The sequence below is a fragment of the Arcicella sp. GW822-FHT02H01 genome (genome assembly GCF_058802005.1).
Genome location: NZ_JBXANT010000001.1, coordinates 203,964 through 222,956, shown reverse-complemented (window position 1 = coordinate 222,956; position 18,993 = coordinate 203,964). Strand labels below are relative to the sequence as shown.

General features: G+C 33.2%; 13 protein-coding genes, 1 other RNA gene and 1 CRISPR repeat array. Of the genes, 3 read left to right on the top strand and 11 right to left on the bottom strand.

Annotated features, from left to right (window positions below; all coding sequences use genetic code 11):
* Nucleotides 1-21 precede the first annotated feature (21 nt).
* The 3 genes from AC1RNE_RS00905 to AC1RNE_RS00895 all read left to right on the top strand — a co-directional run bounded on the left by AC1RNE_RS00905 (nt 22) and on the right by AC1RNE_RS00895 (nt 3,115).
* On the top strand, nt 22-648 hold the full coding sequence (locus AC1RNE_RS00905) for a Uma2 family endonuclease (RefSeq protein ID WP_492799179.1): 627 nt from the start codon (nt 22-24) through the stop codon (nt 646-648).
* Nucleotides 649-822: 174 nt separating this feature from the next.
* Nucleotides 823-2,283, top strand: coding sequence for an APC family permease (locus AC1RNE_RS00900; protein WP_492799178.1), 1,461 nt, complete (start codon nt 823-825; stop codon nt 2,281-2,283).
* Between the two features lie 121 nt (nt 2,284-2,404).
* Entirely contained in the window at nt 2,405-3,115 is a 711-nt protein-coding gene (locus AC1RNE_RS00895; RefSeq protein ID WP_492799177.1) for an SDR family oxidoreductase, read from the top strand.
* Nucleotides 3,116-3,172: 57 nt separating this feature from the next.
* On the opposite strand, the gene AC1RNE_RS00890 is transcribed toward AC1RNE_RS00895, so the two are convergent.
* The 11 genes from AC1RNE_RS00890 to rnpB form a co-directional block, all read right to left on the bottom strand.
* A complete protein-coding gene (locus AC1RNE_RS00890) occupies nt 3,173-4,027 on the bottom strand; it encodes an SDR family NAD(P)-dependent oxidoreductase (RefSeq protein ID WP_492799176.1) in 855 nt (284 codons plus the stop codon).
* A 73-nt stretch (nt 4,028-4,100) separates the two neighbouring features.
* Nucleotides 4,101-5,057 (bottom strand): hypothetical protein, encoded by a 957-nt coding sequence (locus AC1RNE_RS00885; protein WP_492799175.1) that lies wholly within the window; start codon nt 5,055-5,057, stop codon nt 4,101-4,103.
* Nucleotides 5,058-5,286: 229 nt separating this feature from the next.
* A CRISPR array of direct repeats spans nt 5,287-9,619; the repeat unit is 29 nt; unit sequence ATTTCAATTCCACTTGGTACGATTAAAAG.
* A gap of 204 nt (nt 9,620-9,823) precedes the next feature.
* The gene (gene cas2, locus AC1RNE_RS00880; RefSeq protein ID WP_323246861.1) at nt 9,824-10,087 is read right to left on the bottom strand and encodes a CRISPR-associated endonuclease Cas2; all 264 of its coding nucleotides are present in this window, start codon (nt 10,085-10,087) and stop codon (nt 9,824-9,826) included.
* A gap of 113 nt (nt 10,088-10,200) precedes the next feature.
* On the bottom strand, nt 10,201-11,205 hold the full coding sequence (gene cas1b / locus AC1RNE_RS00875) for a type I-B CRISPR-associated endonuclease Cas1b (RefSeq protein ID WP_492799174.1): 1,005 nt from the start codon (nt 11,203-11,205) through the stop codon (nt 10,201-10,203).
* A gap of 46 nt (nt 11,206-11,251) precedes the next feature.
* Complete coding sequence (gene cas4, locus AC1RNE_RS00870) at nt 11,252-11,782, bottom strand: CRISPR-associated protein Cas4 (protein WP_492799173.1); 531 nt, start codon at nt 11,780-11,782, stop codon at nt 11,252-11,254.
* A 165-nt stretch (nt 11,783-11,947) separates the two neighbouring features.
* Nucleotides 11,948-14,275, bottom strand: a complete 2,328-nt coding sequence (cas3, locus tag AC1RNE_RS00865; RefSeq protein WP_492799172.1) for a CRISPR-associated helicase Cas3' — start codon at nt 14,273-14,275, stop codon at nt 11,948-11,950.
* Entirely contained in the window at nt 14,256-14,936 is a 681-nt protein-coding gene (gene cas5b / locus AC1RNE_RS00860) for a type I-B CRISPR-associated protein Cas5b (protein ID WP_492799171.1), read from the bottom strand. Before cas5b ends, cas3 begins: the two co-directional genes overlap by 20 nt.
* 2 nt (nt 14,937-14,938) lie before the next feature.
* Nucleotides 14,939-16,024, bottom strand: coding sequence for a type I-B CRISPR-associated protein Cas7/Cst2/DevR (gene cas7i, locus AC1RNE_RS00855; RefSeq protein ID WP_492799170.1), 1,086 nt, complete (start codon nt 16,022-16,024; stop codon nt 14,939-14,941).
* A 34-nt stretch (nt 16,025-16,058) separates the two neighbouring features.
* Nucleotides 16,059-17,459: a type I-B CRISPR-associated protein Cas8b1/Cst1 gene (cas8a1, locus tag AC1RNE_RS00850; protein ID WP_492799169.1), complete on the bottom strand. Its 1,401-nt coding sequence runs from the start codon at nt 17,457-17,459 to the stop codon at nt 16,059-16,061.
* Nucleotides 17,460-17,587: 128 nt separating this feature from the next.
* On the bottom strand, nt 17,588-18,376 hold the full coding sequence (gene cas6, locus AC1RNE_RS00845) for a CRISPR-associated endoribonuclease Cas6 (RefSeq protein WP_492799168.1): 789 nt from the start codon (nt 18,374-18,376) through the stop codon (nt 17,588-17,590).
* 214 nt (nt 18,377-18,590) lie between these two features.
* Nucleotides 18,591-18,992, bottom strand: an RNA gene (gene rnpB, locus AC1RNE_RS00840) — RNase P RNA component class A.
* Between the last annotated feature and the right edge of the window lies 1 nt (nt 18,993).

Sequence of the window (18,993 nt, the reverse complement as noted above, 5' to 3'; positions counted from 1 at the left end):
ATTTGATTAAAAATAAAGGTTATGGTAGTTGCTAAAAATATCAAGGAAGCCATATTATCTGAGCTTAACGCTCAGCAGTTGGTTCGAATTCCTGCCTCAGAGGAAGAATTCTTCTCTGTTGTAGCCGATTTGCCTTTTAAAATAGAATATCATGAAAATGAGATTATTACAATGGGATTAGCATCTTTATGGCATGAAGCCATTATTATGAATTTGGGTAGAATATTCAATATACTCTTTTTCAAAAACGAAGATATTCTTGTTTTAGGAAGTAATTCTGGTGTACAAATTCCAAAATTTGAAGGTGGATATTATATGCCTGATGTAATGGTTGTGAAAGGAAATCCTACATTTAAAGCCAACTCTCGAGCAATCATCACTAATCCTTATATCATTGTTGAAGTACTTTCTCCAGCCACCAAAGCCTTTGATTTATCTGAAAAACTATCTGAATATAAATTATTGAGTAGTCTTCAACAAGTGATTTACATCAATCCTGAGAAAGTAAGTGTTTCTACTTTTATTCGTTCTGATAATCCAAATACTTGGATAAATCAAGACTTTTATTCTCTAGAAGATTCAATAACTGTAGAAGGAAATAGTATTTTGGTATCAGATATTTATCATAAAATTAAGTTTGAGGTATAATACCTTAGATTAGACAACTTTTAGAAAGTTGTCTAATCAGTGTAATCTCTGTTTAAAATATGACTTTATACTGATGGCATGACTTGAAGTCATGCCATCAGTATTGATTAATTTTGAAATCAGGCTTCATTTCGTTAAGTTTGTTTATCAACCAAACTAACCCAAAGTCCTTCAATGGAAAAAAACACTTCCCCTACTTCATCACAAGAACTTAAAAAAGAACTCAGCCTAATTGATGCCACCATGATTGTGATTGGCTCAATGATTGGTTCTGGTATTTTTATCGTTTCAGCAGACGTTACCCGAAACCTTGGCTCTCCTGGCTATTTATTATTGGCTTGGATTATCACAGGTATTATTACATTAATCTCAGCCCTCTCCTATGGCGAATTGGCAGGTATGATGCCCAATGCTGGCGGTCAATATGTTTATTTAAGAGAAGCCTATAATTCCTTAACGGGTTTCTTGTTTGGCTGGACAACCTTTTTAGTCATAGAGACTGGAACCATTGCAGCCGTAGCTGTGGCTTTTGCCAAATACACAGGTGTACTATTGCCCCAATATATCGGCACAGAACATAAATTTTTATTTTTTGATACTCAACAGCTCCTTGCCATTGCCCTCATTCTTCTACTCACTTTCATTAATATTCAAGGTGTAAAAAATGCCAAATTGGTACAATTAATCTTTACCGTTACCAAAATTGGGGCATTGTTGGGTTTAGCAGTTGTAGGAATCATTGTAGGTGCTGACCCTAAAAAAGGGATGTGGGCAATTAATTCAATTGACTTCTGGAGTCCCGTGAAAATCATTTGGGAAAATGGAAAAATCATGGACTATGAATATTTGTCGGGTATAGGATTATGGTCAGCAATGGGTTTAGCCTTGATTGGTCCTTTGTTTTCATCATCGGCTTGGAACAATGTTACTTATACCGCAGGAGAAATGAAAAACCCCAAACGTGATATCCCACTAAGTTTACTCTATGGAACCTTGACGGTAAGTGCTTTGTATATTTTAGCCAATGTTGCTTATTTGATGCTTTTGCCCGTACAGGGACATCCAAATGGTGTAGATACCCTTTCAAGAGGAATTATGTTTGCCACAAACGACCGCGTAGGAACAGCAGCAGCTGAAATGATTTTTGGCAATCCTGCGACTATCATTATGGCAGTTTTTATCATGATTTCTACTTTTGGTTGTAATAATGGCATCATTTTATCAGGAGCCAGAGTATATTATGCCATGGCAAAAGATGGACTTTTCTTCAAAAAAGCAGGTGAATTAAATAGTAAAGGTGTTCCTGCCTTTTCATTATTAATTCAATGTGGATGGGCTTGCTTACTTTGTTTAACAGGGACTTATGGTGACTTATTAGACTATACCGTTTTTGCTATTCTAGTATTCTATATTCTTACCATTGTAGGTGTATTTATTCTTCGTAAAAAACAACCAAATGTACCAAGACCATACAAGGCTTTTGGGTATCCAGTAATTCCAGCAATTTATCTTCTATTTGCTACAGCACTTTGTGTCAATCTTCTGATTTACAAACCTGTACCATCTTGGGCAGGTGTGGGGATTGTAGCGTTGGGTATTCCAGTTTTTTATTTGTGGAAAAAGAAAAAAGTTTAGTCGAACTTCAAGTTACCTCTTAATGTTACTCTAATGCGAATTGCCTTGTTCGTTTCATGTCAAGATGAAGAACAAGGCAATTCTTTTTCATAATTACTGGAACAAACTTATTTATAAATCAATGACAAACATTATCAAAACAGCTCTTGTCACAGGAGGTTCAAAAGGAATAGGCTATGGCGTTGCCGAAGCCCTTATTAAAGATGGCATCAAAGTAGCAATCACAAGTCGTACACAAAGCAGTGCCGACGAAGCAGCGAATGAATTAAATAAAATCAAAGAAGGTTTTGCAATTGGTATTGAGTCAGACGTAAGAAACCTTGCTTCACAACAAAGTGCTGTTGATACCATTATCGCTACTTGGGGTAGGCTTGATTATGTTATTGCCAATGCAGGGGTGGGTCACTTCGCTCCTATTCAAGACCTTACGGCTGAACAATGGCAAGAAACAATTGACATTAATTTAACGGGAACTTTTAATAGTATCAAGGCTTCTTACACTGCATTGAAAGAGACTCAAGGATACTTTATTACTATTTCTAGTTTGGCAGGTACCAACTTTTTCGCAAATGGTGGCGCATATAATGCTAGTAAATTTGGCGTAGTAGGTTTTTCACAAGCCATTATGATGGATTTAAGAAAAGATGGTATTAAGGTTACAACCGTAATGCCAGGCTCGGTTGCGACTCATTTTAACGGACATTCTCCTTCAGAAAAAGATGCTTGGAAGATTCAACCAGAAGATATTGGGCAGATTGTAGCAGATTTAATTAAGATGCCTGCCAGAACGTTACCTAGTAAAATAGAGGTTCGTCCTACAATGCCTGCTTAGCTATGAGCTATGAGCATTGAGTTAAAAAAAATCTCAATGCTCAATGCTTATAGCTCATTATAGCTTAACAAACTCTTCTGTAGCTTCTAAACTTTTTTCCCAACACCATTCAATACTTTCTGGGGTAATACCACTGTTGAAGGTCGAAGTTGGTTTTGATTTTGTAAAATAATACCCATTTCTGAATCTTAAATCCTGAATATCTGTAGTGGCTAAATAGATGGAAGTAGCAGCCCCTTTTTCCACAGAAATCATAAATGGACGGGCTATTGCAAAACCTATTTTTAGTAACCCATTCATATCACTTCCAAAATTTGACTTTACTACTCCCGGATGCACACTATAAGCAGTAATTGAAGAATCTTTATAATACTTAGCTAGACCTTTGGTAAACAAAATATTGGCTAGTTTACCATCGCCATAGGCACCCATATCCGATAATTTTGTATTATTTTTCTCGAAAAGGCGTGTTACTTTTCCCAAAGCATGCGCCGCAGAAGAAAGATTAATTACTCTACTTTCTTTTGATTTCTTCAACAAATCAATTAAATTCATCGTCAATACAAAATGCCCTAAATGATTTGCCACAAAAGATTTTTCGTAACCATCTTTTGTAAAAGAAATTCCTACAGGTGAATATCCAGCATTATTAATTAAGCGGTCGATTGTAGTATATTTTGTTTTAATCTCATCCGTAGCTTTTTTAACAGAAGCCAAATCCATTAAATCAGCAATAATGAAATTCATTTTAGTGGTAGGCGCAACTTTTAAAATCTCAGATTCAGTAGCCATTGCTTTCTCATGACTTCTAACTAGCAAAATCAATTCAATTTTTTCAATAGCCAAAGCCTTTGCTGTAGCCAATCCAATGCCAGAATTTGCACCTGTAATCAAAGCTATTTGCATAATCATTTTTGTTATAATGGCATGACTTAGTGAGCCATGCTATCTATTTTAATTTCTTTGAAGATAATATTAACCCTCCTTAATTATAAACGAACTCTACTTGATAAAGTTGCTTTTGTTTTTTCTTTAGAGGAGGAATCATATTAATTTTCAAGGTAATAAAATCAGCATCCGTTGAAGAACTATAGTTAGCTTCGGTATTACTTTGCTCTATCCAATTTCTAGTAAGCACTTGCAATTGTTTTTTTAATGTTTCAAAATAAGCCTTTGCATCAGCTTCATTCTCACTCTCTAGCAAAATACTTTTATAATTAGCCGTTTGTCCCCCATTATCTTGAAAAATAAAAGCAGACTTTCCAGCCACTAACTCAAAAGATGTTTTAAAGCTCTCTAATCCAGCACTTTTATCTTTCTTCTCCTCTTTTTTATCCTTTTTAATTTTGTCGCCAGTAATATTTTTAAAATTTACCTTCTTTGATTTCTCAAGAGCTTTAAATTGATTAGCAAAATTTTGGTCAAGTCCAGCTTCTATTACCGAAGACGTTGTTATCGTTTTAGTAATTTTATACTTTCCAGTTTGTCCAGCATCCATTGACGTAGCCAACAAAGTATAAGTACCCGTAACTGGTACAACATAATGGAATTTATTTGTACTATTTCCTTTAAAAGGTTGAGAATCGTAGCTAAGCTCCTGTTTATCTTTAGCAGGTGTTTTCAAGCCAAGCATTACTCTAAAATTTGAAGAAGAATGTTCTAAAAAAAGCTCTTCACCCGCATGAAGCAATAATTTATAAGAATCATAAAAACGTTTTTCTCCATTTTGATTAGCCGTTAAATCCTTACCAGTGAGGCTAGCTTCGACAACATCATTTGCTTGTTGAGCACCCACCTTTAGAGGATTTTTATTAAGTAGCTCAGTAGAATCAATTTTTGAAACTTTAACAGGAGGAGTTTTTTTAGCAGGTTTTTTCTTTTGGGCTAAAGTAGTAAAACAAAAAGTTAGAGAGATAAAAAAAAATAACAACTTAGTTTTCATTTTATGGGGAATTTTGTGATTTCACGCAAGAAGGCACAGAAAAGTAAAACATGCAAGTTTTGGTGAAATTTTGAGGCAAAATTATATCATATAAAATGCTTTTAACTATCCTTAATACAATTAGAATTAAATTTTAGCTATATAACGATTAGGTTTAATTACTTATTTTAATTCCTAGGGTACGATTAAAAGCATCTCTTTCATCCCAACTGAAATCAATATCAAAGTCATTTCAATTCCACTTGGTACGATTAAAAGATACCAATAATACCAATTATGTAGTAATCAATAAGTTATTTCAATTCCACTTGGTACGATTAAAAGACGTATAGGTCATCGCGCGCAGACCCGTGAACCTTACTATTTCAATTCCACTTGGTACGATTAAAAGACGGAGGTAAAAGAAAATATGTTGACTTTTGGGTAAATTTCAATTCCACTTGGTACGATTAAAAGTCTAAACCTTTTGCCGTATCTTCATACTTATTATGAATGATTTCAATTCCACTTGGTACGATTAAAAGCAGGACGAACAGCACCAACGCTAACCCCACGTTTATTTCAATTCCACTTGGTACGATTAAAAGAATCCAAAGAATCAGTACTTAGTTGGATGCTTTCATAAATTTCAATTCCACTTGGTACGATTAAAAGTATAGCCGTGCCGTTAATTGTACTACTCACTTTTACTATTTCAATTCCACTTGGTACGATTAAAAGAGTATCTAGCTTTATTTCAAATATATCGCTTACCATAATTTCAATTCCACTTGGTACGATTAAAAGAAGGCGCTCTATCTTCGCCCGTCATGCTAAAAATCATTTCAATTCCACTTGGTACGATTAAAAGCGGAGTAAGGAGTTTCACTACTATTGCCTATACGGCATTTCAATTCCACTTGGTACGATTAAAAGTCAACCAAGGAGGCGGGGGATATTATTACGGTGATTTATTTCAATTCCACTTGGTACGATTAAAAGAAACGGCGATTTATTCAAAGTTTCATCTACTATCAAATTTCAATTCCACTTGGTACGATTAAAAGGGTCGGATACTTAAAACATTCAGCATAACATCCTCAACATTTCAATTCCACTTGGTACGATTAAAAGCACGTTGAGCTTCAAATGTCTCTTTAACTGATAAGCTATTTCAATTCCACTTGGTACGATTAAAAGCGAGCAATATATCACCCTTTGGCGCCCAAATAATGCATTTCAATTCCACTTGGTACGATTAAAAGTTATCGAAACGTTTCAAGACGTAGGATATTATCAGAATTTCAATTCCACTTGGTACGATTAAAAGGTAAGAGCCTGCAAGGCCTTTAGATTCAAGCGTCATTTCAATTCCACTTGGTACGATTAAAAGCAGGATAGCCCAAACCCCCAATAAATGGCGTTCCTATATTTCAATTCCACTTGGTACGATTAAAAGGCTTCGTCAATTGTTGTGACGAATTTACCCTCTTCATTTCAATTCCACTTGGTACGATTATAAGGCGGATAATTTTGCATCTAAAGCCGTTTGTGTTGCGGATTTCAATTCCACTTGGTACGATTAAAAGGATGCTGAAGGTACGGTAAAGTTTGATAAGTCTTTAATTTCAATTCCACTTGGTACGATTAAAAGCAAATAGTTATGTTAGATGCTGATTTTGCGCCTAACAATTTCAATTCCACTTGGTACGATTAAAAGCAGGTTATAAGTACTTATCTTGTCCTGTACCATCTACATTTCAATTCCACTTGGTACGATTAAAAGCGTACACCCCGACGCACTAGCGACGCGCCAATTTAATTTCAATTCCACTTGGTACGATTAAAAGCATAAAAAAGGTATGGCCGCTGAGATAAATCTTGTTTATTTCAATTCCACTTGGTACGATTAAAAGCGACTAATTCTACATTTTCTGTAGTTTCATTCGGAAATTTCAATTCCACTTGGTACGATTAAAAGCAAAACCGTTTAAAGATGTATTGTTGCCTTTACCTGCATTTCAATTCCACTTGGTACGATTAAAAGACGGGATGCGTTAGCCCGCCATCGACAAAAATACCAATTTCAATTCCACTTGGTACGATTAAAAGCACCACGCCCCGAAATAATAGCCCTTAAACCTTTAATAATTTCAATTCCACTTGGTACGATTAAAAGGATTTTGAGCAAAATATAGAGGTCGGTGATTTGACTATTTCAATTCCACTTGGTACGATTAAAAGAATATAATGTTGAAACAGTTGAGGTATTAATAGGTATATTTCAATTCCACTTGGTACGATTAAAAGAGCACGCTGATAAATCCGTCACCACAGAGGAAACCTAATTTCAATTCCACTTGGTACGATTAAAAGTATTTAGTGGCTCCCTTCAATATCTTCAAAAATTCACATTTCAATTCCACTTGGTACGATTAAAAGATGTGTCATTGCTCGATCAGATGAAGCTAAAGCCCTATTTCAATTCCACTTGGTACGATTAAAAGTAACAGTGATTATTTAAAGTTTACTGGTACTACAAAATTTCAATTCCACTTGGTACGATTAAAAGGCAAGGGTACAGGGTTATATTGTGGATTGGTATTACATTTCAATTCCACTTGGTACGATTAAAAGGAACACTTTCTCTTTTTTTCTCTTTTCAGTGTTCGGAATTTCAATTCCACTTGATACGATTAAAAGAGTCTTTAATGACTTTCCTTCTTGACCGTCAATTTATTTCAATTCCACTTGGTACGATTAAAAGTTTAGATAAAAATCCTTCTTTTGCCCTCTATCGTCATTTCAATTCCACTTGGTACGATTAAAAGGCATCTTCATTGTCTTCTTCCCTATCATCAGAATCATTTCAATTCCACTTGGTACGATTAAAAGTATCGTAAGCGGTAAGGAATCTAGTTACGATTTGTATTTCAATTCCACTTGGTACGATTAAAAGATAGACGTTAATCTAGTACAACAAACGAGCGGAGTTATTTCAATTCCACTTGGTACGATTAAAAGGAAGTTATTAAAACAGAATATCCCACAATATTTTTAAATTTCAATTCCACTTGGTACGATTAAAAGCTAGCCACTTTATCAGCTTCAGCTGCTTTCTGTTTAAATTTCAATTCCACTTGGTACGATTAAAAGAATATAGCCGTAATTGTGCGTCGTCTGTGTCCACAATATTTCAATTCCACTTGGTACGATTAAAAGGACGACGAATAACATCCGTCGTCTTAGTGGTTAATCAATTTCAATTCCACTTGGTACGATTAAAAGCCCGTCGATTCTTTTAACGCTTTGTACTCCGCGTCTAATTTCAATTCCACTTGGTACGATTAAAAGTGGTATGTAGTGATTGCTGCTTTAGTCTATTTCTCAATTTCAATTCCACTTGGTACGATTAAAAGTGAAATGGAAGATTCTTTATTTTTACGTAGAATGTTATTTCAATTCCACTTGGTACGATTAAAAGGTAGGCAAAGTCAAAAGGACATCCTTAAAATCTTTATTTCAATTCCACTTGGTACGATTAAAAGCCAAACTGGACTAGCATATTTTTGCCATAAATCAAATTTCAATTCCACTTGGTACGATTAAAAGAACAGCTGATAACTTAAAACTATAACACATTAAAAAATTTCAATTCCACTTGGTACGATTAAAAGAATATAACCGATGAGCACTACTTGCCTAAAAGACTAATTTCAATTCCACTTGGTACGATTAAAAGGATTGTGCGATAATATCATCATCCGACTTCATTGCATTTCAATTCCACTTGGTACGATTAAAAGATTCAAATACACATTCTTGTTTTTCTTCGGATACCTATTTCAATTCCACTTGGTACGATTAAAAGAAATGATTGTATTAAGTATAATCTAGCTTCAATAAAATTTCAATTCCACTTGGTACGATTAAAAGTAAGTATAGCAAAAACCATAAAAACCCCTAAAAATCAATTTCAATTCCACTTGGTACGATTAAAAGTGGTGCGAAAGGTAGTGAAGGGCTTTCGGCTTATGATTTCAATTCCACTTGGTACGATTAAAAGAATTTATTAATAATGATTTTCCAACTGCTGTTTTAGGATTTCAATTCCACTTGGTACGATTAAAAGTTTTATTGGTAAGGATTCAGCAGGGAAATCAAGTATATTTCAATTCCACTTGGTACGATTAAAAGCCCAAACAGATACAATATACAAACGGGTTTTTGGTGATTTCAATTCCACTTGGTACGATTAAAAGATTAAGAATGACGAATACCGACTAACCACAATTCTATTTCAATTCCACTTGGTACGATTAAAAGTTTTCTAGCATAGTATCGAAGTTGCCTTCTAGTTATTTCAATTCCACTTGGTACGATTAAAAGAAATTGGTTGCGACTCTAGCCACATTTGATATATTAATTTCAATTCCACTTGGTACGATTAAAAGGGAATATAAAACGGATAGTTTCCGCGCAGTAGTGTCATTTCAATTCCACTTGGTACGATTAAAAGCTTAAGGTAGTAATGCCCCTCGTACTCTACTAAGTATTTCAATTCCACTTGGTACGATTAAAAGCTGTTGCAAAAACGGCTTATTTGGCTCAATTTAACACTTTTTTTGTTCTAAAAAACAACTAAAAATCGTCAACCTATAATGATATGATTTTACTGGACTATCGACGACAATTGATAATCAATCATTTAACTTATTTTGAGATATTTTTTAAACTGATTATGCTTAAAAAATATTGGATTTTTTCTTCTTCGACGACATTTTCATCTACAAAAAGTTATCAATATTACTTAATTCCTTTCCTACTATCTGTTTATCCAGCCATTTTTGATCTCTACTTTTAAACAAAATTAAACTATCAAATTCTTCATTCATTATTTTTTTTGCTCCTATCACTAGCTCTTTAAGCTTTACTTCGGTAATCTCTCCTTCAAAAACAGAATTCTGAATCCAATTTAAATATTTTCGGCAGTGTTTCAACATTTTGCCTACTCGTCTTTCACCAATATCGTATACTAATATTACATACATAATTTTATAATCTATCTGTTAATTAAAAATGTTGCTGGTATATTAAAAGACTAATGTCTAATAATTTATATGTACAAATGTTACATAAAAACTATTAGACACTTTGCTACCCTTTACCAATTCATCTTAAAAGGTTTATACTCTTCTATTCCCAAAATATGTTTACTCAATTTATAGCATTCTAGTTTTACAAGGTGTTTATAACTTACTGACCGCCCAAGGTTTCTGTGTTTAAAAGTCTCTTTTAGTTTTTCGTCAAAGGCTGCCATAAATATCTTTCTGGCAGATTCTTTCATCACACAACGGTTCAATTCCTGTCTGAAATCGTTTGATTGAATTTGTTTCTTATTGAGCAAGCTAAAAATAGTTCTATCCACTAATATGGGTTTAAATATTTCAGCTAAATCTAACGCTAAAGAATACCTCCTATAGCCTGGTTCATGCAAAAAACTTATCGTAGGATTTAACTGACTATGATAAATTTGTCCTAAACAAAGGGTATAACACATCATATTTCCGAAAGAAATTAAGGTATTTATTTCATTATTAGGAGGCTGTTTAGTTCGATTTCCCATCTGAAAATCATTAATTATTACATCAAAGGCTTCATAATAAGTCTGTCTAACGTTTCCTTCTAAACCCATTAATTCATCTATTTGAGTAGTCAGAGCAATCTTTTCTATATATCCTTCTATTGCTTTTACTTGTCTTGCTACGTCCTTTTGTCGATTATTATAATAGCTTAAATTTTTCAACATATTCGTAGCTCCTCCTAATACGAACTTTTGGGCAAGTATAATTCGCTTTTTATTGGCAAGGTAATATTTTGTTTGTTCTACCTGCATTTTACCCGCAAGTAAATACTCTTTGGGCATGAATGAACCTGTGTAGTGCTCATAATAATCAAAGAAATGAACAGCTACTTGATTCTTTCCCAGAAAATTATACATGGCTGAATTGGCATCTAAAGAGCCAAAACAATAAAGATTATCTACTGTTTCAATAGGAATAAATCGGGGCTGACCTTCATTTCCATGTTCATCTATAGGTTGAAATTTCAATGTATTGTCTTGTCTAGACAATCGTCCAGGATTAAACAAATAATAGGGCTTTTTCATAATGGTAGATTTACTAACGGTGAGCTATATATTTTAATAGTATATTTTATTCTTCTCCACTCCAACAGAATTCAAAATAAGAACAATTTTTACATTTACTTTTTGGCAAGGAAGGCGGACACATTTCTTGATTGATAATATTATCAACTTTTTCCACCCAACGTTCTACATTTAAAACGTCACCTTCCAACAATTCAACTTTTTCAGTTTGCCTTAACTTGGGGTATTCAATCAATCCATAATTAGCAGTTATTCCATTCTTTCGCAATAGATATAAATAAAACTGTACCTGTGCAACATGAGCCATCTCTTTAGCACTAGATTTCTTGATTTCATGAACCACTCCAGTCTTGGCATCATAAAAATCTATTTTTGCATTACAGGTTATCCCGTTAACCTCAGTAGAAATAGCTACTTCTTGATTTCGTTCAGCTCTTTGCGGATAGCTCTCCTCCCCAATTTGCTTTCCCTCAGTTACTAAATCTGAAGTATGCTCCATGGTAATATTATTGGAAAACAGCCATACCTTTCGATGACATACCTGTAAATAATTTAAATGTGTAGCAGTAATATTCATAGTGTGTAAAATTTTATCTTGTTTGCATTTATGTGATTATTAATATATGATTGTACAAAAGACCTCGATTTATAGGCGTTGAAATACAAATTATCTTGATATGTAACAAATCCTTTTTTTAATTAATAATTGAATTATATTTATTTTAAGTTTTGTATGGTTTGTCTACCATAAATTGTCATCAACCCAAGGATTTTCTTTATCGGTAAAAAGCCCCAATTCAGTGTTATAAACTTTATTTGTTATAAAATAATCTATCTTCATCAAGTCGCCTTTCTTATTTTTTTCAAATGCAAATAATTCTTTTCTAATAGTACCTTTATTAATCCAACTTGCAAAACGTCTTTTACTTACTGAAACTTTAAGGTTCTCTGCACTAATAAAATCAAATGCAAGCAAATAATTCTCAAATTGTTCTTTGTATATCTGTGGTAAAATTTTTGCTCCGTCAAATTTAGAATAAAAATCATCTTCTGTCTTTTTGGAATGAACTAAAGGAATTAACAAATCAATAGTAGCTTTCATTGTTTCATAAGTCATTTGAAAATCATTTAACTGCTCATTAGTCCATTCAGAGTAAACAAAATCTATATACTCCCGTAAAATTGCTTCATCTATTATACCTCCATTTTCATCTTTAGAAAAAATTTCAATAGTTCTTTCTATCACTGTTTTATCATAAATATGAAAATCTGATTCATTATTTTCACGAAATACTACACATGGCGAAATCCCTTTCTCTCTTTTTCTATTTACTCTTCCAAATCGTTGAAGCAAGGCATCAATTGGTGCAGGTTCTGTATAAATTATATCAAAGTCAATATCAAGACTAACCTCAATAGCTTGGGTACCTACTAGCAACATTACATCATCTATATCTTTGTTTAATTCTGACTGTAAAAGTGTTTGTTCATGACTGTTTCTATCCACTCCATTAAAACCTCCATGAAGAAGCACAGACTTAACATTTTCATTCTTTAATATATTGTATATTTCCTGTGATTTTGCCACTGTATTACAAACAACTAAAACTTTACTACCTTTCCTTAAATCTTGTTGTATAATAGATAGGCTTTCCTCTAATAAACCATTCTCTAAGATAACTTTATGTCTTTTAAAAGCATCAAAAAGTGCATTATCAGCAAAAATAGGCTTATATTCACCGATTGACATTACAAGTTCATTCCTTAAAAATTTAGGTAGTGTTGCTGTCATAATCATAACTTTAACATTAAGATGTTGTGTAGCAAACTCCAATAATACTTTTATTTGAGCAAATGTTTTAGGGTCATACGCATGAATTTCATCAAAAATAAAATATCCATTAACCCATTCAAATAAACCTTGCTCGAATCCTTTTAAACCGAAAAGATGTTTTAGTAATTGAAAGGGGGTACATACTTTTATTGGAGTGGTTACATATTTAAACTTCTGCTTTAATTCTTTAATTGCTTCTACTTTATTACTTTGGCTATATTGATGTTCTTCAAAATAATTATTTAGATAAGCACTCAGTTTTCCATGTAGCATTCCTACTTTTTCATCATCAATAACCTTTCTGAGTCTTTCAAACATGGCATTAATAGATGCCGTGAAAGGAAGAATATAAAAAATTCTACCAGTTTGACTTTCTTCAAAGTGTCTTCTTAACCATAGAAAAGCACTCTCAGTTTTTCCTGAGCCTGTTGGAGCAGTAAGTATAACATTCCCTAGTGTTTCAGCACAATCTTTTTGATGCTGATAAAAATCATAACCTTTTGTCTTTAGGTCAAGTTGGTACTTGTTTAAAAAACCAAAATCCTTCAAAGTTGTCGCTGGAATGTGCTTTACCCCTGCTGAACCTAAATGGTCACAATTTTTAATAGCACCAAATAACAACACTAAAAACCAATAATCTTTATTTTTAATATTTATTCCATTTTTTAAATATTTGGGGATTTCATTTTGAATGGCATTTAAATATTTTTTGGGGTTATCCTTTAACGTAATATTGAACTCATCCTTAAGAAGTTCTCTAATCTCTTTTACTTTAACTTTACTAAATTCTAACTCAAATGTAATTTTATCTATTGAGCCTAAATCAAGGTTGTAAGGGTCATTCTTATCTGATTCATAGAAATTAGAAATATACTTTGAAAAGAGTTGACCAAAATCCTTATGATGACCCGCTATTGCTAAAAATATTAAGTGATTAATGTTACTCTCTTGAATTTCATCAAAAGCTAGAAAAAAAGGTAATGAAAAGAGTTCATGTCTTTGTCTTTTCCAATTATCTTTTTCTTTTCTCAACATTTTCTGAAACTCAATATGACCTTTCCCTAAATCATGAAAAATCATCGCTATTTTTACCAAATGCCAAAAATCTTTTGGGATGTTTGGCATTTGGATAATATTAGCAAATTGGCGTTCTAAAAGTGAATGGATAGATAAACAATCATTTATATGACCTAATAATGTTATCTGAGGCTCAGATTTAGCTAACAAGTTGTTCATAACTATAATTTAGTTGATGTAAAAATACATTCAAGCCAATAGTTTCGTCTCTGAAGGTTTCAATATTAGATGTACCTACAGCACTCTTACATGAAACAATAGAATAGGGTTTTGTTCCTAAATTCTTCCTAGGGAAAGTGTTCGTAAAGTATTGTGGCAAAGCTTGTATCATCCCTGACAATTTATAGGGGAACACAGGAACAATCTGCCCTTTAAGTTCACTAACATTATCGTTTATAGATAAATCAACCTCTGCAATATTATCAACACTAGCTAGGTCATTCATCCTACCAAGTAGCAAAGGATATACAGGCTCTTTAAAATATTGAGCAATTTCATTATTACTAGTGTAAATTATAAGGTGTGGGTTAAATAAAAACTCTCTTCGAATAACATTTAATTTTGCATTATTATTCGATGTACTTTTACCATTTCCATCCATTTGATAAATAGTTTCCAAATCAACAGCTTTTGAATCATATTCAAAATAATACCCTAATTTTTCATTTTCATAAGTAATAAATTTTCCTGCAGCTGCATTAATTAGTCCTAACACTGTACTCAATGGTGGTACTTCCAATGTGGGCTGAAAACCACTTAATAGATTAGGGTATCTAAAACTGGCTGTCCAACCTGAAATATCAATTTTATGAAATTTCATAATTAATTCAATTGTTTTTTTAGTTGTTCACAATACCCATCAATTGCTTGATTGACAGTAGTCACTTGAACAAATTCAGAGTTAAGCAGTGCTAAATCATCATTACATTCATCCATAAATCCAGACCTCTTTCCAATAAATACTGTACCTATTATTTGTTCCTTATAATCTTCTAATACTTCTTTGAGAGCTGAGATATTTAAAACAGCAATATTATTGTATAAGCCTTCTCCTTTAGCAATATGAGAAAAAGGATGATTTCCACTTTTAGTTGTAGCTAAGACAATGAATTTGGGAGTAACATCAGCTAAATTATTAGTTTGCATAGCTCCGCCTGAAATAGTTTTTAACGCTTTCAATGTATCGACTACTCTTTTTAATCTTGTTGATAATGGTAGTTGTACTAATTGTTTTGGATTACCTTTCGCATCTTTAACAAATGAATCACTTACTAAAGTACAGCCATTGGTTAAACCCTCCTCTTGTAGCTTGGAAGTAAGGTTTTTGAACCCCGTTTTATTATAAGTTGCGAAAGTACCTACTTGAGCCAAATCTAATGAAAACATTCCTTTCATGATAGCACTATACTCTTCTTTGCTGTACGGAACAGACTCTCCCTCATGACGTGCCATACTAGACCAGTGTTCTTCTGATTTTATACTTGTTACTGATACAAGTACAGAATTTTTTAATGGTGAAACACGAGTTACTGTAACATCGTCTTTTTTCTCTTTACCTTTTGAATCTAATTCTGGCGAACCATCTTCTTTAAGAATTACACCCTTAGCTGCCTTCATGTAACCAAATACATCATCGTCTGAATATTTCAAAGGATTGGCATCTGTAAAAGCTATTTTACTTTCTCGGGTTATAGGAGACAAATCCCACCCAAAATCCTTTTTTAATGTATCTCTCCACCAATAACGCCATGCTTGTCCAGATACATAAGCATATTTTTTTCCATTTTTTGTAATTGTCTTAGTAGCTACACCATTGTCAAAATTTGTAGTAGTACTTGCACCTGCATTGTTTAATGCAACAACATCTACGTCAATAAGTACAAAACCTTGTGTTTTTAATAATTCCATTTTCTTAGTTTATTTAATTGGCTTAAATTTTAAATTATTCTTCGTTTTCTTCAATATCTTCTATATCAGGCAAGTCATTTAATCTTAAGTTTAACTCATGCAATTTTTGATAAATAGAAATGAGCAATAAATCCCTTGTATTTTTCCAAAATGAACCATCTGGGAAAAGATATAAAACATAGTCCTCTAAAGTAATTAGTGGCGCAGGATTTTTTGCTTCATAGTTTTCCTTGATAAGCTTTATTAGAAAAAGCCTAAAGTCTGCACTACCTTTTAAACCATTAAGTTTCACTATCGCTTTTGTAATTTGATCATCAGACTTATTAGTTAAAATAAAATCCGATAACTCCTTGATTTTCTGAATTGTATATTTGTCCATTTTCAATAAATTAATACAATAAATTTCTACAATGTTAAAACTAAACTGATTTTTACGACTCCATTTACATAAATGCCCAATAATAGATTCATTTTTCAATAACTTGTTGAGAATAGGGTTATTCCAAATTTTGTAACTATCAAAACCTAATCGCTCTTTGGTATTATACCATTCCTGTTTTGATACATCAAAATGAGCATCTTTGAATTTTGAATATTTGAAATGCTGATTTATAAATCCATTCCATTCTTTTGAATAGTTTTTTTTACAGTAAGCATAAAATGAAAATAGTATATTAGAAAATGTGTACAGTACAATGTCTGGACTTGCTCCAAAATTGGTAAAATGATACATATTCAATTGAACATCTTTTAAAGCAAGAGGGTCTTCTTCGTCTAGAATAGCAATTCTTAGATTACCAATACAGAAATCAGCATAGCTAAATAAGGCATTAGCTACAATACCATATTCAGATTTCAATGTTCCTTCAGATAAACCTGATGAAACATTTTTTAGGTTTTCTTCAACGTTCTTCTGTATTAGAAAGCTTGATACTTGAACATGATTACTTTGCAACAAAGCAACTTTATCTCCCACAAAACAAACACCTAGAGGAACAAAGAATATACGTATCAAAGCTTCCTTAGATAAATATAATCCACTTTCGTAAGCACTATGAAAATTTATAAAAGCACCCGATGCAGACATCATGTGGTTACTTCTCCCTGCTACATATAATTTTGTTTCTTCTCCTAAAACTCTACAAAAACCATATTTAATATCTGGGTTGGTTTCTTCGAGAAGCCCTTTATAATACTTCAAGGTTTCAGCAACTTTCTTCTCTGCATTAAATGCAGGTTGAGTGATAGATGAATTTAAAAAGTAGGTATGTAACTTACTGTTCCATTGTTTTACATAAATGGTTGTCGCATACTCTACTAACTCAAAAATTGTTTTTTGAGGAAACCTTTCACCTAAACATTGTATGACGTACCCTCCAACATCTATAAAAGGGTCTCCAGTAGGTTTTGTAAAACTTTCTTGTATTTCTTTCATTAGTAAATAGTGTAATTATTGGTTTATAATTTTAGGCAAGGCTTGTCTAAGTTCAGTAATTAATAATTCTTTAGCTTTTAATAAGCTATACAGTTTGCTTTTTTTTATTGGCATAAAGCTACTATTTATTACCCCACCTCACAAAACCCAAACCCAGTAGCCCCATACTTCCCCAACCCGCCATAAAGGCCAACTTTTATAATCTCTGGTGGGGCTGTTAGTTCAAAAGAAAAATTGCGATAGCCCTTTATTTCTGTAGCAGCTCCTCCTCCTTCTTTAATGGTTACTTTTCTGGATTTCATTTTTGAGGTATCCAACAATTTGAATGTAATGTGCTGATTATTCAAGGTTGGATCTATTGCTTCACCTCTTTCTAACCTCATACTGATATATTTATCAATTAATCCATCAATCAAATATTTTCCAAATAGCTCATCTGTGGGTTCTAAGTATTGGTCTTTACCATTTATTTTTTCAGCAACCACCATTGCCGAAGATGCCCAAAGTTGGGTGGTACTGTTAATTATTGGTTCATGGAAGGTCTCTACACGTTCTACAATAAACGTTGTGTCAAATTCTCGGTTAAAAAGTTGAATTTCTTGGTTTTGGAAAAGTCCTATAATAAAATGTTCTGCTGTTTTGTCTATTACAAAAGAAACCGTCCATTGTACTTTGGGTGAAACAATTTCAAAACCATTCGTTAACTTCTTTCCCATCTTAAAGCGCAAGTCTGAAAAAGTAAAATGCTTAAATGATTTTCCGTTAGTAGCTACATATCCTTTTTGATGCAAAAAAGTTGCATACTCGGCATCAGCCTTGGCAATAATACCATAAAGCCATGATGCCAAAGGATAATGATAGTTCCACATCAGTTTTGGATGGCTAGTTTTAGGAGTTAGATGTAGTGTAAAACGCATGAATATATGTTAATTTTAAAACGATGATTAAACTTACATATTTTCTCCATATTGTTTCAAAAAATAATTCAATTTTTATTAAACGGTAGTTTAGGAGGATTGCAGGACTAAAGGATTTTAAATAGTATCATACCAAAAGTCATCAAGCCTTAAAGTCTACAACTCCTAAAGTCAAAAAAAATCCCTAGAGTGTTAAAACACTCTAGGGATTTTTTTTAGGAAACATTCTATAAGCCGGATTCTGTCGATTGAATTTTTCTTTGCAGAAATCTCCAAAAGTCTTATCATTTATCTCGAATAGTAGTCGCCTACTACCTCTATCAACCTACCCACTGACACGAACGAGCCGTCCTTTACTTTGCTGTTGCCAACGCCGCTTGCCAGCCTATTTGGTCTTTCAACTCATGAGGTTTACCGATGCCTCGTTTGTCACCAACCGAGCGGTAGTCTCTTACGCTACCTTTTCACCCTTACCCTTGCGGGCGGTTATTTTCTGTGGCACTTGCTGTTACGGTTTCGTCTCCAAAAACGTACCTTCCCGTTAGGAAGCATGATGCTCTGTGTTGTCCAGACTTTCCTCCCCTGCTTTCACAAAGGCGATAAGACGAATGCTTTCT

Coding starts and splice junctions, on each gene's coding strand:
- cas3 (WP_492799172.1), bottom strand. CDS start 14,275: ATGAACAACTTGTTAGCTAAATCTGAGCCTCAGATAACATTATTAGGT.
- cas5b (WP_492799171.1), bottom strand. CDS start 14,936: ATGAAATTTCATAAAATTGATATTTCAGGTTGGACAGCCAGTTTTAGA.
- AC1RNE_RS00900 (WP_492799178.1), top strand. CDS start 823: ATGGAAAAAAACACTTCCCCTACTTCATCACAAGAACTTAAAAAAGAA.
- cas7i (WP_492799170.1), bottom strand. CDS start 16,024: ATGGAATTATTAAAAACACAAGGTTTTGTACTTATTGACGTAGATGTT.
- AC1RNE_RS00895 (WP_492799177.1), top strand. CDS start 2,405: ATGACAAACATTATCAAAACAGCTCTTGTCACAGGAGGTTCAAAAGGA.
- AC1RNE_RS00885 (WP_492799175.1), bottom strand. CDS start 5,057: ATGAAAACTAAGTTGTTATTTTTTTTTATCTCTCTAACTTTTTGTTTT.
- AC1RNE_RS00890 (WP_492799176.1), bottom strand. CDS start 4,027: ATGATTATGCAAATAGCTTTGATTACAGGTGCAAATTCTGGCATTGGA.
- cas1b (WP_492799174.1), bottom strand. CDS start 11,205: ATGAAAAAGCCCTATTATTTGTTTAATCCTGGACGATTGTCTAGACAA.
- cas2 (WP_323246861.1), bottom strand. CDS start 10,087: ATGTATGTAATATTAGTATACGATATTGGTGAAAGACGAGTAGGCAAA.
- cas4 (WP_492799173.1), bottom strand. CDS start 11,782: ATGAATATTACTGCTACACATTTAAATTATTTACAGGTATGTCATCGA.
- cas8a1 (WP_492799169.1), bottom strand. CDS start 17,459: ATGAAAGAAATACAAGAAAGTTTTACAAAACCTACTGGAGACCCTTTT.
- cas6 (WP_492799168.1), bottom strand. CDS start 18,376: ATGCGTTTTACACTACATCTAACTCCTAAAACTAGCCATCCAAAACTG.
- AC1RNE_RS00905 (WP_492799179.1), top strand. CDS start 22: ATGGTAGTTGCTAAAAATATCAAGGAAGCCATATTATCTGAGCTTAAC.